At 40.3% G+C, this 22695-nt stretch carries 6 protein-coding genes; all 6 read left to right on the top strand.

What is annotated here, in order from left to right:
* Positions 1-5 precede the first annotated feature (5 nt).
* Complete coding sequence (locus tag J8L97_RS09225; RefSeq protein WP_211048982.1) at positions 6-1709, top strand: cyclic peptide export ABC transporter; 1704 nt, start codon at positions 6-8, stop codon at positions 1707-1709.
* 21 nt (positions 1710-1730) lie between these two features.
* On the top strand, positions 1731-8465 hold the full coding sequence (locus J8L97_RS09220; RefSeq protein WP_211048980.1) for a non-ribosomal peptide synthetase: 6735 nt from the start codon (positions 1731-1733) through the stop codon (positions 8463-8465).
* A 1-nt stretch (position 8466) separates the two neighbouring features.
* Positions 8467-16533, top strand: a complete 8067-nt coding sequence (locus J8L97_RS09215) for a non-ribosomal peptide synthetase/type I polyketide synthase (protein WP_211048978.1) — start codon at positions 8467-8469, stop codon at positions 16531-16533.
* The gene (locus J8L97_RS09210; RefSeq protein WP_211048976.1) at positions 16533-20198 is read left to right on the top strand and encodes a condensation domain-containing protein; all 3666 of its coding nucleotides are present in this window, start codon (positions 16533-16535) and stop codon (positions 20196-20198) included. Before J8L97_RS09215 ends, J8L97_RS09210 begins: the two co-directional genes overlap by 1 nt.
* Positions 20195-21196, top strand: coding sequence for a TauD/TfdA family dioxygenase (locus tag J8L97_RS09205; RefSeq protein WP_211048974.1), 1002 nt, complete (start codon positions 20195-20197; stop codon positions 21194-21196). The genes J8L97_RS09210 and J8L97_RS09205 overlap by 4 nt, the downstream gene beginning before the upstream one ends.
* 323 nt (positions 21197-21519) lie before the next feature.
* Positions 21520-22554, top strand: coding sequence for a hypothetical protein (locus J8L97_RS09200; protein WP_211048972.1), 1035 nt, complete (start codon positions 21520-21522; stop codon positions 22552-22554).
* The last annotated feature ends 141 nt before the right edge of the window (positions 22555-22695 follow it).

Genomic DNA, 22695 nt, shown 5'->3' with positions numbered 1-22695 from the left:
AAACAATGAATAAAAATAAAGAGCTAACTTCACTTAGTAGGTTGCTATATAACTTTTCTCCGCGACAACTGATATTTGCCGTGGTCCTTGGGATGTTATCGGGCGCACTCTATAGTTTGATTATTCCTTTTATTTTGAGTGGACTAGAAAACGGACAGCTTGAAGTGTCTGGGTATGTTATTTTGGAAGATGGTTCCACTGGCTTTTTTGCATTTGTTGCTGCGATATTATTGACGAAAGTGACATCGGTAATATTTGTGAATAATATTGCAAAGTCTGCGTCTGCCGATTTAAAGTTAAAAGTTGCAGAGCGAATACAAGCGCTTGGTGTTGATACCGTTGAGCGTATCGGTTTTTCAAAAATACTGACGATCGTCGTTGACGATGTCAATCGTATTACAGATGCAGCCGTGGCGATACCTATGATGATCGTCTCCTTTGTGACAGTGCTAGGTATGCTCACTTACTTAGCCTATCTAAATTTGCAAGTGTTTGCTTTTATTTGCGTGGCGATAGTATTTGGTGTGTTGTTATTTCAATTGCCAGTGTTATTTGCAAAAGGGCTCTACACTCGCTCTCGTGAAGATAAAGACATCTTACAAGAAGGTATCAGAGGACTTATTTTTGGTGCTTATGAAATGAAGTTAAGTCATAGCAAAGGCAGAAAGTTTCTGGCGGAAGAGATTGCAGCACCATTGAGTAGTTCGACAAATAAAGAAAAGAAAGGTGACGCGGTTATCCATTTAGCAGGCAATGCCAGTGAGATGATTTGTTTTTTTGTCATTGGGGGAGTGGTATTTCTTTTACCAAGTGATTTATTAAGTTCAGACACAAGCGCTTTCGGAGTGGTAATGGCATTGCTGTATATTACAGGGCCAATTGCAGGCATATTATCGATGATGCAAACACTAAAAATTGCACAAGTGTCATTAGAGCGAATTCATCAATTACAAACGCTTGAGCCAGAGGTTTATAGTTTAAATGAGGCTGGTGCGGTTAAAGATGAATGGCAAAAGCTATCTCTCTCAAATGTACAATATCAATATAAGTCAGATGAATTAGAAGAAACTTTTGCAATTAAACCCATTAGTTTGGAGTTCGAAAAAGGTCATATTTACTTTATTGTCGGTGGTAATGGTTCAGGAAAATCAACATTAAGTAAGCTTATTTCATTCCATTATCGTCCAACACAAGGCAGTGTGCAATTTGATGACACCGCGGTAACAGAAACGAATTTGATGGCAGTAAGAGAGCGTGTTGGGGTTATTTTTTCGAATTATCATTTATTTAAGAAGCTCTATATACCCACAGATGATATTGACCAAGATAAAGTAAAACGCTACTTGGATATGTTTAAACTGACCGGAAAAACTGAGCTCATTGGTAATATATTCACAACCACTAAACTGTCTGATGGTCAAAGACGTCGCTTAGCTTTACTTGTGGCTTTGATGGAAGACAAAGATATTTATATTTTTGATGAATGGGCTGCGGATCAAGACCCTGAGTTTAAAGATTTCTTTTATACCGAGGTGCTGCCAGAGCTGAGAACAGCAGGAAAGCTGGTCGTCGCCATCACACATGATGATAGGTACTTCGATTGTGCCGATAAGGTCATAAAAATGGAATCAGGCGCGGTGAAAGAAGTTGAGCAATACGCGATACGCCAAAGTGAGCCGACACATTTACCTAGCTTAGCTACCGCCTAAAAAAAGAAGAGCAATTTAGTTATGAATATTAGTACCTTTTTAGATTATTGTCTGAATAATCAAGTGATGTTGAGCGTTGATAACAACCAGTTGAAAGTCAATGCACCAAAAGATGTCTTGCAACTAGAGCAAGTAAATTTCATTAAGGAAAATAAGTCAAAGATCATAGAAATATTGTCGGGACTAGAATTACAAAATGAAAAATCTGTAATGTTCTCTCAGCCCGTTGATGATGGCACTATTATTTCAAAAGGTCAGCGTCAGATGTGGCTGTTAGATCAGGTCACGTCTGGTCAACCTTATTGCTTTTTCCGTATTTTGCGCCTGGACGGTCGGTTGGATTTTAAAGCATTAAATGAGGCTTTTGCGGTGCTTATTCACCGTCATAAACAATTGCGAACGACTTACCAAGAAACAGATGGCGTGATAGCGTCAGTATGTTTGGACGATTATTCATTTGCTGTTGAATCTAGTGTGATTCATACAAATAGCAATGGCCAAGCAGCGTTAGATACGCTGATTGCTAATTTCCAAGCTCATGAATTTGATCTGGCATCAGATGTGATGCTTAAAGCACATGTTGCCAGTAAAGGCGATACGGAGCATTACCTATTCATTAAATGCCATCATATTGCAACAGATGGGTGGTCATTAGAACTCATTAACCAAGAACTGAATGTTATTTATAGTGCGCTGGAGTCTGAAAAAACATACAGTTTACCAAGTTTACAGCATGAGTATGGGCATTTTAGTCAATGGCAAAATTATTACCTTAACCACAACGCAGCGGACATTGATCGCGCATTTTGGTCCACATATTTAAGTGATGTATGTGAGTCATTAAACCTCAGCAATGCGACTAAGACGGATAATACGTCATTGATTGCAGAAACAGTGCAAGTTCCGGTTGATAAAATGTTGGTGGCCGAACTGAAAAAAATGTGTGGTAAGCATAATATGACCATGTATACATTGTTTCAGTTTGCTTTTAGTATTTTGTTAGCAAGATATAGCCAGCAACAAGACGTGCTTATCGGCACGCCAGTGGCGAATCGTGATGATGCACCATTGCAGTCATTGGTAGGTTACTTTGTCAATACGTTGCCAATTAGATTTCAAGTAGATGGCCAAGAGTCTTTTGGTGACAGTATAAAGCGTTACCAAGACATGTTGAGTGAAGTCATGGAACATAAAGACCTGCCTCTTAACGATATTGTAAATGCAGCCTCTCTATCGGCTGAGTTAATGACACAAGTTATGTTCACTTACTCGGCGTTTGAATCGAGTGTAACGACTTTAGGTAACATGGCTATAGACATTATAGAGCCCGCCCATCAAAAGACGGATCTAGAATTACATTTAAATTGTATTGAAAATAATGGTGAAGTGATTTGTCAGTGGCACTACGCAAACACTTTGTATGATAATGGTTTTATAGTAGGTATCGCTAATCATTTTGTCACCATGTTACAAGGATTGGTAGATATTGAATCAACGAAAGCGCCGTTATCGCAGATAGCAGTGCTATCAGAGGGTGAAGTACATCACTTAATATATGATCTGAATAACACAGTAAAAGAATACCCTAAAACAGACTGTATTCATGAGTTGTTTGAATCTCAAGTAGACGCAACACCAGATAAAACGGCACTTGTGTTTGAGGGGCAACGTTTAACTTATCGACAACTGAATGAGAAATCGAACCAGTTAGCACATTATTTAGTAGAGCATCATCATGTGAAACCAGACACCTTGATTGGTTTATGTGTTGAGCGTTCTCTGGAAATGGTTATTGGTATTTTTGCCATTTTAAAAGCGGGTGGTGCATATGTACCTCTAGATCCGAGTTATCCTCAAGAGCGCCTAAGCTACATGTGTGAAGATACGGCTTTGCAATTTATCTTGAGCCAATCACATACACATAATGCATTATCTAACTTTACCGGCGTCAATATTACCATAGATAATTTGGGCAGTACCGATGAGTCTTTTTGTAGTCATTGTAGTAAAAGTGATTTAGGTACCGGCACTTTAAATTCAAGTAACCTTGCATATGTCATTTATACATCAGGTTCAACCGGTCACCCTAAAGGGGTGATGGTTGAGCATCAAGCTGTGGTTGCTTTTCTATCTTCGCCAATTTATGTGGATAAAGCGCTTTCCAGCAAGGTTGCCAGCTTATCGTCGTATGCATTTGACGGCTTTGTTTATGATTTATTTTACAGTCTTACTTCGTCGGCTGAGTTACACATATACCCTCAAGATCTGGTGTTGGATGTTGAGCGGTTTAAACTGCAGATTCAAAAAGATGAAATTGAGAACTTTTTCACGACAACCGCTTTATTTAACTTACTAGCAGAGAATCAGGTGTTATCTGGCACGCACATTAAACAAGTTTTATTTGGAGGGGAAAGAAGTGATCCTCGTCTCGTTGAGACGTTTAAAGCTCATCACCCTGACATCAGCTTAATGCATGTTTATGGTCCAACAGAAGCCATTGTATATGCAACGACATGTGATTTGAGTGAACATAATGGGGCGACACCAATTGGACGCCCATTGAACCACAATACTGTGCTGGTTTTGAGTGATGAAGGTGAGTTAGTACCGTTTGGTAGTATTGGTGATTTACACATCGGGGGTGACAGTTTAGCGCGTGGTTACTTAAATCATCATGACTTGACACATGAACGCTTCATTGAAAATCCATATTATGATGCTAGTAATATTAAGAGTGTTAAGCGTCTTTACCGGACTGGAGATCTTGTCCGCTATTTACCTGATGGTAATATTGAATTTGTGGGACGAGCAGATGACCAAGTTAAAATACGGGGCTTTAGGATTGAACTGGGTGAAATCGAAGCACAGTTGTCGTTGTCGAACTTTGTTGACTCAGCATATGTTATGGCACATACCATTGCACAAAGCGCGCAATTAGTTGGTTATGTAAAATCTAAGGAAAAGCTTGATATAGCGGGACAACAAGATCTTGCTCTTCAGATTAAAACAGAGCTTAGTGCAAAGCTCCCAGATTACATGGTGCCTACTGCCATCATAGTTGTCAGTGAGTGGCCACTAACACCCAATGGTAAAATAGATAAAAAAACTCTACCATCAGCAGATAGTCATTTATCAGTTATGACTTATCAAGCACCCGAGAATAACATTGAGCATGCATTGGTGAATATCATTGCAAGCGAGTTAAAGTTAGAGGCCCATAATGTCAGTGTGACAAATGGCTTTTATGAATTAGGCGGCCATTCGTTATTGGCATTAAAAATTCAATCAAAACTGAAAGAAGTGGGATACTTCTTAAGTATAAGCGATATTTTGTTACCGATCTCTTTGCATGCATTAGCGGGAAAAGTACGACACGATGATGAACTCGTTGATAGTTTTGTTCCACCAAAAAATATTATAGAGCCATCTGAAGGGTCTATTACAGTTGAACAGTTGAATATGGTTGAGTTCACTGAATCGCAGCTTACTCAATTGATCACTAAAATCCCAGGTGGCGTGAGCAACATCAGTGATATTTATTCACTTAGTCCTTTGCAAGAGGGGATGCTTTTCCACCATATTATGGACAAGGAAGAGGACTTATACCTTTCATCATTTACCCTGCAGCTTAGCAATAAAGAGGTATTGGAAAGATTCTTCAATGCAATGAATGTACTGGTAAACCGGCATGACACACTGAGAACGGTCTTTTTCTGGGAAGGCTTACCTGAACCGACTCAAGTGGTGATGAAAGAGTGTGAAATCGCTATTACGCATCGAACCTTGGATGCATATGGCTCGATTGAAGCCGGTCGCGCGCAATTAGAGCACTACCGTGAATCACGGATATGTTTGCATGATGGGCCACTTCTTAAGTTGCAAGTGGGTAAATGTGAGGAAAAAGCGGAATATATCGTACTGGTTGAGCACCATCATTTAATCATTGATCATATCGGTTTAGATATTTTAGTTGAAGAGTTAACCGCGATTATGGGGCAACAAAGTGAACCGCTGCTATCGCCCACCCCATATCGGAACATTGTTGCCTATGCAAAGATGAAAAACAGTGAAAACCAAGGGGTGACGTATTTCCAAGATAAACTGGCAGGTTTAGAAGATAAGACAGAGTTATTTAGTTCAAAAATAGAGGGTGACGAACAAACGTTCAGTAAAAATGTAAAACCTTCTACAGCCACCATGCTGCGTAATGTATCAAAGCGTATTGGGCAAAATGTTTCATCGATTTTGCATACGGCTTGGTCTTTAGTGGCATCGCAATGTACGAATAACACTGATATTGCGTTTGGTACGGTATTGTCCGGTAGGCTAAACAATTATGCTAGCAGCCAAAGAACAATGGGCATGGCCATTAATACTCTGCCACTTCGAGTATCAGTTGCGGGGCGAAATGTTAAAGACGTTGTGGAACAAGTTTCGGTCAACCTGCAGGAACTGATTGAAGTTGAGCAAACGCCATTATCGTCTGTACTTAACCTAACGCCTTTAGGTTCAGGGTTATTTAACTCAGTCTTAAACTATCGTCATTCTCATGAAATGCAAGGCGAGAATGAGATCATTAGTGGATGCAACATATTAGGGGCACAAGAAAGAAATAACTATGCTGTATTCATTAATATTGATGACTATGATGCATCTGGTGGCTTTAATATTTCAATTCAAACAGCCAATGGTACCAGTGCTGAAAAGTTGCATGACTATTTTACACATGCACTGAATGGTCTATTACTGAGCTTAGAAGCTGAGCAAAATGTGCCTCTAACTGCAATATCGATTTTACCGGAAAATGAAGTGGAACATCTGACACATACGCTGAATGAGACGCACAGTGATTACGCAAAAGATATGTGTATCCATGAATTGTTTGAAGAACAAGTGAGAGCCAACCCTAGCCATATTGCAGTGGTGTTTGAGGGCATTGAATTTACTTATAATGAGTTGAATGAAAAAGCCAATCAATTGGCACATGCTTTAGTCACAGATTATCAAGTTACACCCGACACTCTGATTGGACTGAGTGTCGAACGATCATTGGAAATGGTGGTTGGGGTGTTGGCTATCTTAAAAGCGGGTGGGGCGTATGTGCCGCTTGATCCAAGTTATCCGTTAGAACGATTAAAGTTTATGGTTGAGGATGCTGATGTCCATTTGATATTGACTCAATCGGCTTTTAGCGCGCTTCACCGAGAGTTTAGCGCACAAGTGATTGAAATTGATGATTTGTGTACCGCACAGGCTAGCGCAAATTCAATATTTGGCCATTTACCAGTCAACAATTTGAATCGCAAAGCCCAAGCGTTAACGTCAAACCACTTGGCGTATGTTATTTATACATCAGGGTCAACTGGCAAACCAAAAGGTGTATTAGTTGAGCATCGAGGTGTTGTTAATTATTTATGTCATGCGAAGAAATATTGGCAACCGGAGCATAAAGGGGCTGTAGTGAGCTCTCCACTGAGCTTTGATGCAACGGTGACAAGTTTACTAACACCGTTAGTATCGGGTAAAGAGCTGGTGGTTTTGCCTGAGGACATGCTGCGTACCTTCGAGTTGTTATCTTGGTACCTATTTGAGCAAGGCGATAGTTGGATGTTTAAAATAACGCCAACGCATTTAGATGGTTTATTCCCATTTTTCACCAATGAGACACCATGTCTGCATGCACATAGCATTGTGATTGGTGGTGAACAGCTAACAACAGCAATAGTAAACAAATGGCAAGGTGAATGCCTACCAAATGCGACATATATTAATGAATATGGACCAACGGAAACGGTGGTTGGTTGTACAACTTATTCCGTCAGTGATGTACGTGATTTGGCACAGTGTAGTGCGAGTGTATTAATAGGTCGGCCAATAAATAATACTCAGCTCTACGTGCTTAATAACGGCATTCAAGCACCTCTCGGTGTTATAGGTGAATTATGCATTGCGGGTGATGGGGTGACACGAGGTTATCTGAATCGCGCAGATTTGACTGAAGAAAAGTTCACCACTTTTACAACTGAATCTGGCAAATCGGAACGTATTTATCGAAGTGGGGATATGGTTCGATATATATCAGATGGCAATTTAGAATTTATTTGTCGAGCAGATGATCAAGTGAAAATACGTGGTTTTAGAATCGAAATCGGTGAAGTTGAAGCACAGCTTGCGCAATTAGAGTGGGTTGATTCAGCTTTCGCAATGATGCAATACGTGGATGGGCAACCGCTATTGAGTGGGTATGTAAAACTGCATAGCCATATGCAGGGGGATGCGTTAACTGATGATTATGCCTCCCAGATTAAGTCTGCGTTGATGCAACGTTTACCAGATTATATGGTGCCGAATGCAATTGTGATTGTGGATGAGTGGCCATTAACACCCAATGGTAAAGTAGATAAAAAAGCGCTACCCGAACCACAAGGGAGTGCACACGAAGGTATATATACGGCACCAGAAACAGACACTGAGAAAGCGCTTGTCGCGATTTGGGCAGAGTTACTTAACTTAGAGATGAGTAAAATTAGCACGACAGCAAGCTTTTTTGACTTAGGAGGCCATTCACTGTTGATGGTTCGACTATTTAGTCATATTCAAAGCGAATTCGGCTTGTCGTTAGATTTAAAAGTACTGTATGACACACCTTATATAAAAGAATTGGCGCAGCTGTGTGATGTGATAATAACAAAACAGCAATTAAAAGAACGTTTAACGCAACGTGTTGAAAGTGAAATGGAAGAGGTCGAGTTTTAAAATGAATGCAAAAAATATAATTAATACATTAGCGATGTCGGATATTGATCTTTATTTAGACGATAATAATCAACTTAAAGCAAAAGCGCCAAAAGGGGCTATCACCAGTGAGCTGCGTGATTTAATCAAAAATAACAAGGCAATTTTGGTTGATTACCTTATTCAATTGGCTGAGATGTACAGTGAACAAACTGAGGGTGACCAGATCAAGGCGTTTGACCGACCGACTGGCAAAGCAAAGGTGTCATTTGCTCAGCAACGCTTGTGGTTTATTGATAACCTGCAAAGTGGGTCGCCAGAATATAATATGCCAATGGCTTTCGATGTTAAAGGAGCGCTTGATAGCACGCTGTTAAATGCTGTGTTTAGTACCATTATCGAACGACACGAAGTGCTACGTACTGTATACCTTAAAGAAGACGGACAAATATTACAGCAAGTTCAGAATATGGCTGAGGCGAATTTTAGTATTCAGCAAGAAGATTTAACCCATCTCACGGATGAGACTCAAGACCACGCGATACAAGCACTTATTGACGCAGATATTACGACACCATTCGATCTTGAAAGTGACTTAATGCTGCGAGTCTGTTATTTGAAGAAAACAGAGCAATCCGGGGTATTACTATTTAATATGCACCATATTGCTTCAGATGGCTGGTCAGTAGAAGTGTTAACAAAAGAGTTTTTGACGCTGTATCATGCTTACTATTTAAATCAAGATAACCCATTATCAGCGCTTGACATTCAATATGCCGATTATGCTCAGTGGCAGCGTGAATACCTAGAGGGAGAGGTGCTAGAAAAGCAGTTAGGGTATTGGGAAAAGCAACTAGATGAGGTGCCTGCGGTTCATTCATTACCGCTTGATCATGCTCGTCCAGTTAATAAGCAGCAAGCGGCATCGGTGGTAAGAGGTACATTACCGAGTCATATTGCAAAGCAGCTTATGTCTGTCGCTCAAGACTATCAGTTGACGCCATTCATGCTATTGCATGGTGCACTCTCTTTATTACTATCTCGCCATAGTAATACCCATGATATTGTGATCGGCACGCCAGTAGCCAATAGGTTGCAAACACAATTAGAGCCTTTGATTGGCTTCTTTGTTAATACGTTAGTACTCAGGGCGAGTACGGAACATAACTCATTGACTGACTTCTTTTCACACATTAAGCAGGTGCACCTAGATGCACAATCAAATCAGGACGTGCCTTTTGAGCAATTGATCGATCACATTAAAGTCCCAAGAAGTAAAGCGTATAATCCGCTGTTTCAGATAATGATGACCACGAGTACCAGCTATGGTATCGATGGTGAAAATGGCATTGATTCATTTCAATTGCCTAATGTGGAGTTAAGCGCCAATGCATCTGATCTTATTCAGGTCAAATTTGACCTCGATATTGACTTAAATATCAGTGATGAGGGCGTTGGGCTGCGATGGACATATGATGTTAGCTTATTTACAGAGCAACATATTAAAGAGTTGAATGAGCATCTGTGTACTTTATTAACAGGGTTGAGCCAAACTCCATCAACTCAATCACCACAGACAGTGCCTATGTTATCAGCAGCGCAAACGCGCCATTTGATACATGATTTAAATGACAATGAAATGAACTACTCAACAGGTAAATGTATTCATGAATTGTTTGAGCACCAGGCGCAAGAGAACCCAGATAATATTGCTGTTGTGTTTGAGGACCAGCAATTAACGTATAAACAATTGAACGAAAAAGCGAATCAATTGGCGCATTATATCCACGCTAATCATAGTATAACACCTGACACTTTCATTGGTTTATGTGCTGAACGCTCGGTTGAAATGGTCATTGGTATTCTGGGAATTTTAAAAGCTGGTGGTGCTTATGTGCCGTTAGATCCTGACTATCCTCAATCCCGTCTGAATTACATGTTGGAAGACGCCCAGTTAAACTTAGTATTGTGTCAATCTCAAGTGCAGGATGTGTTATCCGATTTCCAAGGGACGATTGTACCATTGGATAATTTGGGAGAAGTTGCAGCTGCTCACGTTACGCATGTATTCACGCAATACTCGAAAGAAAACATGTTACCAAGCACGATAAATTTAACCGCATCTAATCTGGCATATGTTATTTACACGTCAGGTTCAACAGGTCAGCCTAAAGGCGTCATGATTGAACATGAGTCACTGGTCTATTCGACGGAATGCCGATATGAAACATACACTGAGTTCACGAGCTTTTTGCTGATTTCTTCGATGTCGTTTGATAGTTCAGTTGCAGGTATTTTTTCCACTTTATGTGGCGGTGCAAAGCTATGTTTACTGAGCACACATAGCAAGGGTGATACCTCATATATTGTGAACCAATTAAAAGCGCATGAAATCAGCCATTTATTGATGGTGCCGAGCTTCTATGACTTGATACTTAATGAAGTCGACAGTACCACACTACCAGCATTGAAAGGGGCAATTGTTGCTGGGGAAAGTTGTTCAAAGAATGTGGTTGAAAAGCATTACCAAAAATTTGCTAATCAACAAGTTGTGTTGTTTAACGAATATGGTCCAACGGAAGCGACGGTGTGGAGTACGGTTGCATCGCTCAACTGCCGTGATGATGTCAGTATTGGTAAAGCTCTGCCAGGTAAATCACTATTTGTCATGCACAATAATATGCTGGTGCCATATGGTGGTATCGGTGAACTTCATATTGGCGGAAATGGATTAGCACGTGGTTATCTAAACCGCCCTGATTTGACAGCCGAACGCTTCATTACGAACCCGTTTTACGATGAAAACACCACAAACAGTTCAACTTATTTATATAAAACGGGGGATTTAGTACGCTATTTGCCAGACGGCAACCTTGAATTTATAGGCCGTTCAGACGATCAGGTGAAAGTCCGTGGATTTAGAATCGAGCTTGGCGAGGTTGAAGCACAATTAGAAAAATTAGCACTGGTGAATTCAGCACTTGTCACAACACATAAAGTAGCAGGTTCACAGCAATTAGTGGGCTATGTTAAAGCACAGCACGATACAAAAACAGATCAGCGGGAAATATTGGTTGCTGACATTAAAATGACATTAGGAAAACAGCTCCCAGATTATATGGTACCGAGCTTCATTATCTTGGTAGATGGATGGCCTTTAACTGCCAATGGTAAAATGGATAAAAATGCATTGCCACATCCAGGGGATGTTGTGCGTAATGAGGTTTTTGTTAGCGCTAAAAATGACATAGAAAAAACGCTAATGGCTATTTGGTGTGAATTACTAGAGCTAGAAAAAGTGTCAACGAGTAGTAATTTCTTTGAAATGGGTGGTAACTCTTTATTGAGTATTACTTTGCAAAAAGTCATACAGGAACGCTTGGACTTAGAAGTTGAGCTCACTGATATATTTGAATATCCAACGATACACAGTTTATCGCAGTTCTTATCAGATGATTGCGCAGCAGAAGAGGAAGCGTTACCGCCTAAATCAGCAAGAACAGTTGAGTTAGGTAATACCGATATAGCTGTGATTGGTATGGCAGGGCGGTTCCCAGGGGCAGATAATGTCGATAAATTTTGGGAAAATATTCGCTCAGGGGAAGAATCAATACAGTTTTTCAGTGATGAAGAATTAAAGGCTGCGGACGTTGACCCTCTCGTACTTCAAGATCCACACTACGTGAAATCGATGGACGTGTTAGATAACATTGCCGACTTTGATGCGAAATATTTTGATTTTACACCACGAGAGGCTGAGTTATTAGATCCGCAACACCGACTTATGCTTGAAGTTGCTTCTGATGCGTTAGAACACTCAGGGTATGGAGATAGGTCACAGCCGAAGGATGTGGGTGTCTTTGTTGGTGTGACGGACAGTGCCTATTTAATCGAGAATCTAATTTCCAACCCAGATGTAGTTGGTGGAGCTGCGCAGAGCCTTGTTTCTAGCACGAGTGCAGGCTTCTTAGCCACAAAATTGTCATATAAATTGAACTTAACGGGGCCGAGCTTAAATGTATTATCAGCTTGCTCCTCTTCACTGGTTAATGTGCATCAAGCATGTAATAGCTTACTGCTTAATGAGTGTGATATGGCGTTGGCTGGTGGTGCGCGCTTAGCGTCATTAAAACCAGATGGTTACTCTTATGTTGAAGGGGGCGTAAATTCATCTGATGGGCATTGTCGACCTTTTGATGTGAATGCATCGGGTACTCGCGGTGGCAGTGGTGGATGCGTACTTTTACTGAAACGCTTAGATAAAGCACTGGCAGATCAGGATACGATTCATGCTGTGATCAAAGGAACCGCGGTAAATAATGATGCGGCTCAGAAAGTCGGCTATATGGCGCCGAGCATTTCGGGACAAACGGCGGTAATTAAAAAGGCGATGGACAATGCCAATGTTGATGCAGAGTCAATTCAGTATCTTGAAGCGCATGGAACCGGGACTAAAATAGGGGACCCTATTGAAGTTAAGGCTTTGCAAAAGGCCTATAAAACACAACAGAAAAGTTATTGTGCATTGGGGTCAGTAAAGGCGAATATTGGTCACTTAGATGTTGCTGCAGGTACTGCTGGTATGATTAAAGTGGTTGAAGCAATGAAAAATAAGCTGATCCCACCTAGCATTAACTTTACACAAAGTAATACTCAGATAAATTTTGAGAAGACACCTTTTTATATTAACAAGGACTTGAAAGCGTGGGAATGTGAAGAGAATGCTGTAAGACGTGCTGGTATTAGCTCTTTTGGGATTGGAGGCACAAATGCGCATGTGATTATGGAGCAGGCCCCAGAGGTAGCACCGAGTACCTCGCCACGAGATACCTGGCTGATACCTATTTCGGCAAAGTCTCCTACAGCAGTCAAAACGGCATGTCACAATTTAGTCCATCATTTAGAGCAGCAAACAGAGCGTAGCGTCAGTATGCACGACATTGCATACACATTGCAGGTTGGCAGAACACAGTATGAATACAGTACTCACGTGTCTTGTCAGTCGATAGAGGATGCAATTAGTCAATTAAAAGACAATCCAAAGGTTGTGAAAAATGAAGGTGACAACTGCTCAATTATATTTATGTTCCCTGGACAAGGGGCGCAATATGTAGATATGGCGAAACAACTTTATATCAATGAGCCAACGTTTAAAGCACAATTTGACCAATGTGCACAGCACTTAGCATTATTATCAGGAGAATCTCTAGAAGCGATTATTTATCCGAGTGAGAATGGTTCAGTGACCACGGATATGGCGCAGACACTTTTAAATCAAACGCATATCACTCAACCCGCGCTATTTACAATCGAGTATAGCTTGGCGAAGCTATTACAGTCTTGGGGTATCGAGCCTGATGCGATGATAGGACATAGTATCGGGGAATATGTTGCAGCGTGCTTGGCAGGTGTGTTTACACTTGATGATGCGTTAAAGTTGGTGAGTGCAAGAGGGCAGCTCATGCAACAAGCTGCGCCAGGCAGCATGTTATCCATATCGATGGCAGCGGAGCATTTACGTCCGCTGTTGGTTATGACTGGCACATGTATGGCAGGAGTAAACTCTGCTAATAACTGTGTTGCATCGGGTAGCAAAGAAGATTTGACACATTTAGAGAAACTACTGGATGAGCGCAATATTAGCTATCGCCCATTACATACTTCGCACGCATTTCATTCAAAAATGATGGATGTCATTTTAGATGAATTCTTACAAGTGATTAAAGGTGTAACGTTGCACGCACCCGTTATGCGTTATGTGTCAAACCTTACGGGTCAGTTTATTACGGCTGAGCAAGCTCAGGATCCACACTATTGGGCGAATCACTTAAGAGGCACAGTGCTATTTGCGGATGGGATTGAGACGATTTTGTCTGACGATGAAGATTTATGTTCTGCGAAGGTTATGATTGAAGTTGGGCCTGGTAGAAGTTTATCTACATTAGCGCGAAAGAGCGCGCAGGCGCGGGAACATGTCATCGTACCCACGACACGACATCCGAATGAATCGACTTGTGATGTCGTTAGCCTACAAGATACGATAGGCAAACTGTGGAGTAATGGTATTAATGTTAATTGGGATGCATTCAATTTGGGTCAGCGCGGACGTCGAGTCCCTTTACCTACCTACCCATTTGAAAAAACACGTTATTGGATAGAAGCGGGAAGCGTATTACCAACTACCCGAGTTAACAATCCGAATGCCAAACTACCTTCAGATATGTGGTGGTCAGTGCCGACATGGAAACAAAAAGCGGCAGTTAAACAGGGAAAAATGCAGCTCGATACAGCATTAAAATCTTGGCTGCTCATCATGGATACTGAAGGTGTTGCAGAGCAGCTATCGGCACATTTACACGCACTTGGTCACACGGTGGTATGCGCGTATCCGGGTGATACATTCAGTTACCTTGGTGAGAACAATTACACTTTTGATATGAGCCAAGAGGCGGAACATTACACATTACTTGATGCTGTGAATGCGCGTACTCCGCTGACTCGTTTAGTACACCTAACGAGCATATCGTCTGGTGCGCAGAACCCTTCAGATGATATGGATAGTTTTTGGAGTACGCAGCAAAGCGGGGCCTTAAGTGCTTTATATTTTATGAAGGCAATTGTTAAAGCTGACCTGAGTACTGATATTGCGGTGGATTGTATTACCAATGAGATTGAAAGTGTGACAGGGGAGGAGTTGATTAACCCAGGACAAGCAACCATAACCAGTTTATGTAAGGTGGCGCCGCAAGAATACCCTGATCTATCATGTCGTCATATTGATATCCAACTGCAACCACATCGGGGTGATACATATTTGACTCGTTTAGGTAAGAGGCTATCTACTGAACTTATGTCCATACAGCGCAGTACAACGGCTGCATTGAGAGGCTCACAGTATTGGGAGAAGCAATATGAACAAACTCACATTGCAGCTGATGCGCCAGCGGCACATACGCTTAAAGATAATGGCGTTTATTTGATCACCGGTGGATTGGGTAACATAGGTTTACTGCTCGCGGGGTATATTAGTAAAACGGTAAGCAACCCTAAATTAGTGCTCGTCGGTCGTTCGGAGTTTCCGCAACGGAGTGAGTGGAGGGGCTTAATACAAAGTCAACCAGAATCAAAGGTATGTGAGCGTATTAATCAGATTCAACAGATAGAATCGAGAGGGGCTCAAGTGTCAGTAATGGCTGCAGATTCAGCGGAATTGACACAAATGGAAGCAGTATTCAATGCGGTTGAACGTGATTTTGGCAAGGTAAACGGTATTATTCATGCTGCAGGGCAGCTACATGGGTCAATGACTGCTTTAGTTGAAACAACGGTGCAGGACTTTGAACAACAATATAGTTCAAAGGTCGCGGGTGTTATGGTACTGGATAAGTTATTGCGCAATCGAAATGTCGATTTTTGCCTACTGATGTCTTCGTTGTCATCAGTGCTCGGCGGATTGGGTTTCAGTGCTTATGCGGCTGCAAATATTTATATGGATGCGTTTGTACAAAACAAACATATTGAAGAAGATGAGCGATGGATCAGTGTTAATTGGGATGGCTGGGACTTTTCAGGTGAAGCCGCGAATAATATCGGCTTTTCAATGACTCCCGAAGAAGGTGAGACCGCTTTTAGTCAGTTGCTATCTATGTCGTACTATCCGCAATTAGTTCACTCAACTGGTGCGTTGGATAGTCGTTTAAAACAGTGGGTTGACAAGGCACCTAGCGAGTCACAACAAACGTTATATGAACGACCAGAACTTGACAGTGATTATGTTGAACCAAGCAACGAGATAGAGCAAAAGTTGGTTGCTATCTGGCAAGATGTTTTGGGTATTGAACAAATAGGCATCGAAGATAACTTTTTTGACCTCGGAGGCGACTCTTTAGTTGTGACGCGCGTAATTAGTGAAGTGAGGAAAACTTTTTCAGTCGGAGAGTCTGTTGTATCTATCTCGGAATTTTTTGAACAACCAGTGATTAAGCACTTAGCTAAAAAAGTGGCGATTGAGCTGGAGGATACTCAAGTTGAGAGTAAGAAAGCGCAATTATTAGAAGCGGGTAAAGCTGTAGAAGAAGGAACATTTTAATGAATTCACCACAACAAATTATCGCACATGCGGAAGCTTGTAATATTGTACTTTATCTTAAAGGTTCGCAGCTGGCTTATATTAGCGAGGAAGGCGAGTTTCCAGAAAGTTTAAAGTCATTGATCAGAAATAATAAAAATGAAATTAGCTCTTATTTACAAAAACAAGAACAGGAGAAGCAGCAAGCACAAGATAAAACACGCATTATACCGGTTGATAAAAAAGCGGTATTGCCTTTGTCTTTTGCGCAGCAAGGACTCTGGTTTATAGATCAGTTAGAAGGGGGAAGTAGCCAATATAATATTCATGCTGCGTTTGGCTTAAAAGGCGAGATTAACTTAGCGGCAGTACAATGGGCATTGAATGTATTAATCGAACGGCATGAAGTGCTGCGAACGGTATATATTGAGAAAGAAGGTGAAGTGCGTCAATTGGTGCAGTCATTGCAGCATATGGAGTTGCCACTTATTGACTTGAGTGAATACTCTGAAATGGATCAGAGAGCCCAAGTACAGCAGTGGTCTGCCAAAGAGATGAACCAAGTCTTCAATTTACAATCTGATTTAATGTTGAAGGCAAAAGTGCTGAAACGCGCTGATCACGACCATGTGTTGTTGTTTACGCTTCATCATATAGCGTCAGATGCATGGTCTCAGGCGATTATGATTGGTGAATTTATTACCTTGTATGATAGCTATTGTAAAAAGCTGCCAAACACCTTGCCACCGATTGATATTCAATATTGTGATTACGCACATTGGCAACGCAACCATTATACAGATGAAAAGATCTCCGAGCAGCTGGTTTTTTGGAAGGAGATGTTAGCAGGGGCGCCGTATTGTCACTCCCTACCATTTGACCGGCCTAGAGCGCAGCATCAAAAATTTGCCGGTGACACATACTCATGGTTTGTTGGTAATGAGACGATGAATGATTTGAAGTCGATAGCCAAAGCCAATCAGTCAACTTTGTTTATGTTGTTGTATAGTGCTTTTTCTGTGTTGATTGGGCGTTGGAGTCAGACTCGAGATGTGGTAATCGGGAGTCCAATTGCAGGTCGGGCTCATCCTCAAGTCGCGCCAATGATTGGCTATTTTATCAATAGCATGATGTACCGTAGTCAGTGGGAAGAAGGTGAGAGTTTCTCTTCTTTATTATCGAGAAATCGACAAAACACCTTATCGGCCTTTGATAATCAGGATATTCCGTTTGATTCATTGGTAGATAAATTAAAAATCCCTAGAGAACTTAGCCATAGTCCGTTATTTCAAATAATGTTCACATTGCAAAATACGGAACAATCAGAGTTTGAGCTTGCTGACTTGGATACCTATCCGGTTATGGGTGAAAACTCGCTAACGAAATATGATCTTCAAATGGTCGCGGAGGAAGATGACGCGGGGATGTGGCTTAACTTAACCTATTCGACGGACTTATTTGATATACAAACAATCAAAGGGTTGTCTGAAAGCTTTGATTTGGTTTTAAAGCAGTTATCAAAAAGCGTGGATATGGATATTGAACATATTGCACTGTCTCCTAAAGTTAAAGCTTTGAATAAGCAGAATTTAAATAGTGGTTTAGACTCAGTGAATGAATTGTTTGAGCAAGTGGCGCACTCGAAGCAGGAAGCAATTGCAATTCAAGATAACGATGAATTGATCAGTTATCAGCAGCTCAACGGCAAAGCCAATCGATTAGCAAGATACTTAATCGCCCAAGGCTTAATTAGCGGTCAAACGGTTGATGTCTGTTTAGAGCAGAATATTCAATGCTATGTGGTATTGTTAGCTGTGTTAAAAGCGGGTGGGGTGTATGCTTATCATGAACTAAAACAGTATGAAACACTGTCAGAGCAGCATGGTTGTTTACGCTCTGGTAACATGTTGATTCATGCAAATAAGCTTGCTAAGGCATGCAATAAAACGAGTTTAATTATAGATGAGTCTCTTTATGTTGAATATGACGACGATGATTTAGACTTTAGTGAAGTGATTTTGAGTGAGGGGGATCCTGCCATTGAAAGTGGCTGTGGTAACGGTACTCAGGTTAGCCATGGCTCGGTATGTGCGCAAATATTGAGACAACAAAAAAGTATGGCCCTGACTGATGAGTCTTCTTTGCTGATTTTACCCACTTCCTCAAGTCTGTGTGTAACAGAGTGGCTCAGTGGTTTAACGGCAGGTGCCAAATTAGTGCTACATGATAATCAATATGCATTGAGAGATGTATTAATCTCTAAAGAAATCAGCCATGTGACGTTAACACCCTCGCTATTGGCTGAGTTGCCCTGCCGCAATGATTATAGTCTTGAACAGGTATCTGTGGTAGCTGAGCATGGGTGCCAAAACTTAGTGTGGCAGTGGAGCGCACTTTACCCCGTAAATACGGTACTCAATGTTGACATGGTGACTTACATTAGTGCTGGACAAGTCGTTACTGGAGAGCCCATAAATTTAGGCCATATTTGCGACAATGATCAGACTAAAGTTCTATACAAAAATGCAGCACCTGTACCACAGGGCGCTGTTGGGCATCTTTATACTTCAGGCGTATCAGGTAAAGGCTGGTATGATAGTGAATTACAGGTTAGACAGCTGAACAATGGCACATTATCGATTATTGATTATAAAGACCACAGTGTGACTCGTGAAAGTCTAGAGTTAGAAGCGGCAGTGTCATCAAACAAAGCGGTCCGTCAAGTTGTTGTGTATGAAGATATTGTGTATGCAAGTTTCATTAATAATAATGACGATATACAAGGGCAACTTAGTCGACTCGAAAAATTGGTTAAAGATGCATCGCCGACTTACTTACTGCCTAAAAATTGTGTTGTTGTCGATCGTATGCCATTGCTTAGCAATGGAAAAATTGATAAAAAGAGACTGAGTGAGCAATCTGCTTTTTGGCAAAAAGAGATTAAAAGTTTTCCAACTCCCGAACATATTATTAGCAAAAGTCAGCATGTTGGAGAGGGAATGCTCACGCGTGATCTTTTATTAGACAAACAAGTATCTATTGCATTAGAGACATTAGCATGTCAGTATAATGTTTCTATGGCCTCAGCTTTTTCAGTTATTTTTAATATGGCCTTAGCAATTCATTTAGAAAGTACATGTGTGTTAAGCACTGTTTCTGGCTTACCGATAGCTGGTTCGTCGTCTGGTTTTATTTTTAATCAGTTTGATAACAGTGGCACTGTGCAAACTAATATGATTGAAACATTGAATAAGTTACATCATGATTTGGAAAATGGTTTTGTAGATCAAAAATGGATAACTCAGGAATATAATAAATTTCATCGAGTGACATTGAAAAACATATTTGACTACCGATTAGATTTCAATTTGAACAACTTAATAAAAGAGTCACACGGCGGTTTGACAGTAAATAAATGTCCAGTCAGTTTGTTAATTACGAATATAAATTCGCAATTAGTGAGTGGTGTTTGGTCGTTAAACGGCAGTACATTTAATCAAACAGAGCTTACAAAATTAGAAAAAGTGATTGAGCTGTTGATATTGGGTGAGCAGTCAAGTTTAACGTTAACTATGGTTAAAGCACAGCTAGATCAACATGCTCGTAGTAAGTTACGTTCGGCTAAGCGTAAATTTAAGCCTGTGAAAAATAAAAAACAATTCCCAATTGAAGGAAACGTAGCATGAGTTTTAACAAGTGGCGAAACAAAAGTTCGGAAACGAAAACATCAAAGAGTTCGGTGGTTTCTAGGGTCTTTTTAGATGAGTCGCCGACCTTGCCAATCGTATATAAATGTCATGTACCTAACGTTGATTTACCAACATGGTACAATCAGAATGAGCAGCAGGTATTAAAGGATTTAGCTGACTTTGGTGCTGTACTGTTCAGAGGTTTTAATATTCATAGTGAAGCAGACTTTCAGGCATTTGTTGCCCAAGGTATTAAAGAGACAGCAAAATATGTGGAGGGGGCAACACCGAGAACTAAGCTCGCTAAAGGTGTGTATACGGCAACAGAATTCCCAGCAGACCAAGAGATCTCCTTACACAATGAGCTGTCATATGTTACTGAACCACCTAACAAATTAGCATTTTTTTGCTTAGATGCCCCTGATGAAGGGGGGCAAACCCAGTTAGTTGATGTTCGTAAAGTACTTAATCGCATTGGTAGTGAGATTGCATCCGAATTCGAAAAACGCGATGGCTGGTTGTTACGCAGAAACTATGGCAATGGATATGGCCCAAGCGTTGAGAAAGCATTCGGGATGGATGACATTGAAGAGATTAAGGCCTATGGAGAAAAAGTAGATCTTAAAGTCACTCAATTAGCAGCAGGTAAAGTGGTAACCGAACAAGTGAGAAAGGCCGTGCATGCTCACCCTGTAAGCGGTGAAAATGTTTGGTTTAATCATATTTCGTTTTGGCATACAAATACGTTGTGCCCAGATGTTAAAGCGAGAATGGAAGAAGATTTATCGCTTGCTGAATTTCCATATTCTACGAGTTATGGTGATGGGAGTGCAATTGATGATGATACAGTGGAAGCGATCCGTCTGGCATATCTCAAAGAAGAAGTTAAATTTGACTGGGTTGCAGGAGACGTACTACTACTTGATAACTGGCTGGTCGCACACGGCAGGAAACCGTTTAAAGGGGACCGTAAAGTGTTGGTTGCGATGGGATAACAGTGATGATGCGTTAATATCTCACGCATGAGAGGTTGACGCATTTTTTATTGAAACTTAAGTTTTTCTAATTGATTTATATTCTAATAAGTATTAATTGACTTGAGTTTTTAATTGAAATATATTTAATAATTGATTATGTACAATAATATAAAATAAATGCGATGAATATACTTTCAAGAAAGATAATCCTGCTTGTCTTAGTTTGTTAGTGTTGTTTTCTAATTTGTATTACGGATTTGTTTGAGGGGTGGTTTGCACTTCTCAATTTTTTATTATGTAATTATTGATTTAAACTTACGGTATTTAAAGGTGCAGCATTTATGTTGAAATTAGATAAACCTATTCCTAATAGGCTATTACTGGGACTAGTACACTCTACAATTACAGGTATTGAAAAAAAAGACTGTTTTTATGATCAACTCCACTATGTAAATAGGAAGTTTATTGAGTCGAATTCTGATGAGTTTTTGGATATTGTGATCGATGGTTTAAAGGATCTTCATCCTGGTTTAAGTCGCAGTGATATTGCTTATGTAAATGATTTTGTTGCACCAGTAAACTTAGAAAATTCAGCGGTTAGACCGGTTTCAGAGTTAAACAAAGAGAACAAGTACCAATGGCATATTGATTCAATTGATCAATGGATGGGGCCTTGTTATAACTTATGGATACCATTGTATCGTCAAAAAGCCTTAGAAAAATTAGATGAAAAGCCTTTATTTGAAGTAATGACAGTGGAAGATGTACCGAGTTTGTACGATGAAGATTCATTTCCGAAAAGTAACTTTTTAATTGATGGAGAAACACAATCGCCAGATTACTTAAGTGTTGCTCAAGAGTTTACGTCGCTGGATATGCGTACTTTAAACGAAAGCTTTTTATATTATGATGCAAAAGGAAAAATCTCTACACTATCTAAAAGTGACATGAAAACAAGTTGTGTTGTTAAACCTTCATTGGGTGATGCTTATATTTTCAGGGCCAATCAATTTCATTCGTCAGGACCATCTCAATTTGAACGAATAGGCATTGCGGTTAAAGTGATTATTACTAATCCTAAATTTGGTTTTAAAGAGCATGATAAATTCAGATATCCACCTCCTTTTGCTGGGTGGGAAGGTTTATTTGCAGGTTGTTATGCACAATACAAGGATTTTACTTCTTTTAAAAAGTATCTTGATTTTAGCATTGTCGGTGAGCAAGTTGAATTACGAAAAAATCAAGAAAAGCTAGATAATATCAATATTGTATTAAGTGAAATTGCCCAAGAAATGCAGCATTTTGCGGATACAGGTGCTTATGCTCCTGAACCAGACAATGCCCAGCAAGAAGAAATGGAAATGGGCTTTTTGTAGGAAGATAAATTAGAGCAACAAAGATGTTACTAAGAGAGAGCTCGCTTCTTATAAATTTATTATTTAATAATATTAAAGTTAAATATAGCTAGGCTTATTTTTACAGTAAATATCACTTTCCCTAAAATTAAATTGATGCTT

Origin of the sequence: Pseudoalteromonas sp. MMG012 (assembly GCF_018100875.1) — a bacterium.
Lineage (GTDB): Bacteria > Pseudomonadota > Gammaproteobacteria > Enterobacterales > Alteromonadaceae > Pseudoalteromonas > Pseudoalteromonas aurantia.
This window is presented reverse-complemented; position numbering and strand designations above follow the sequence as displayed.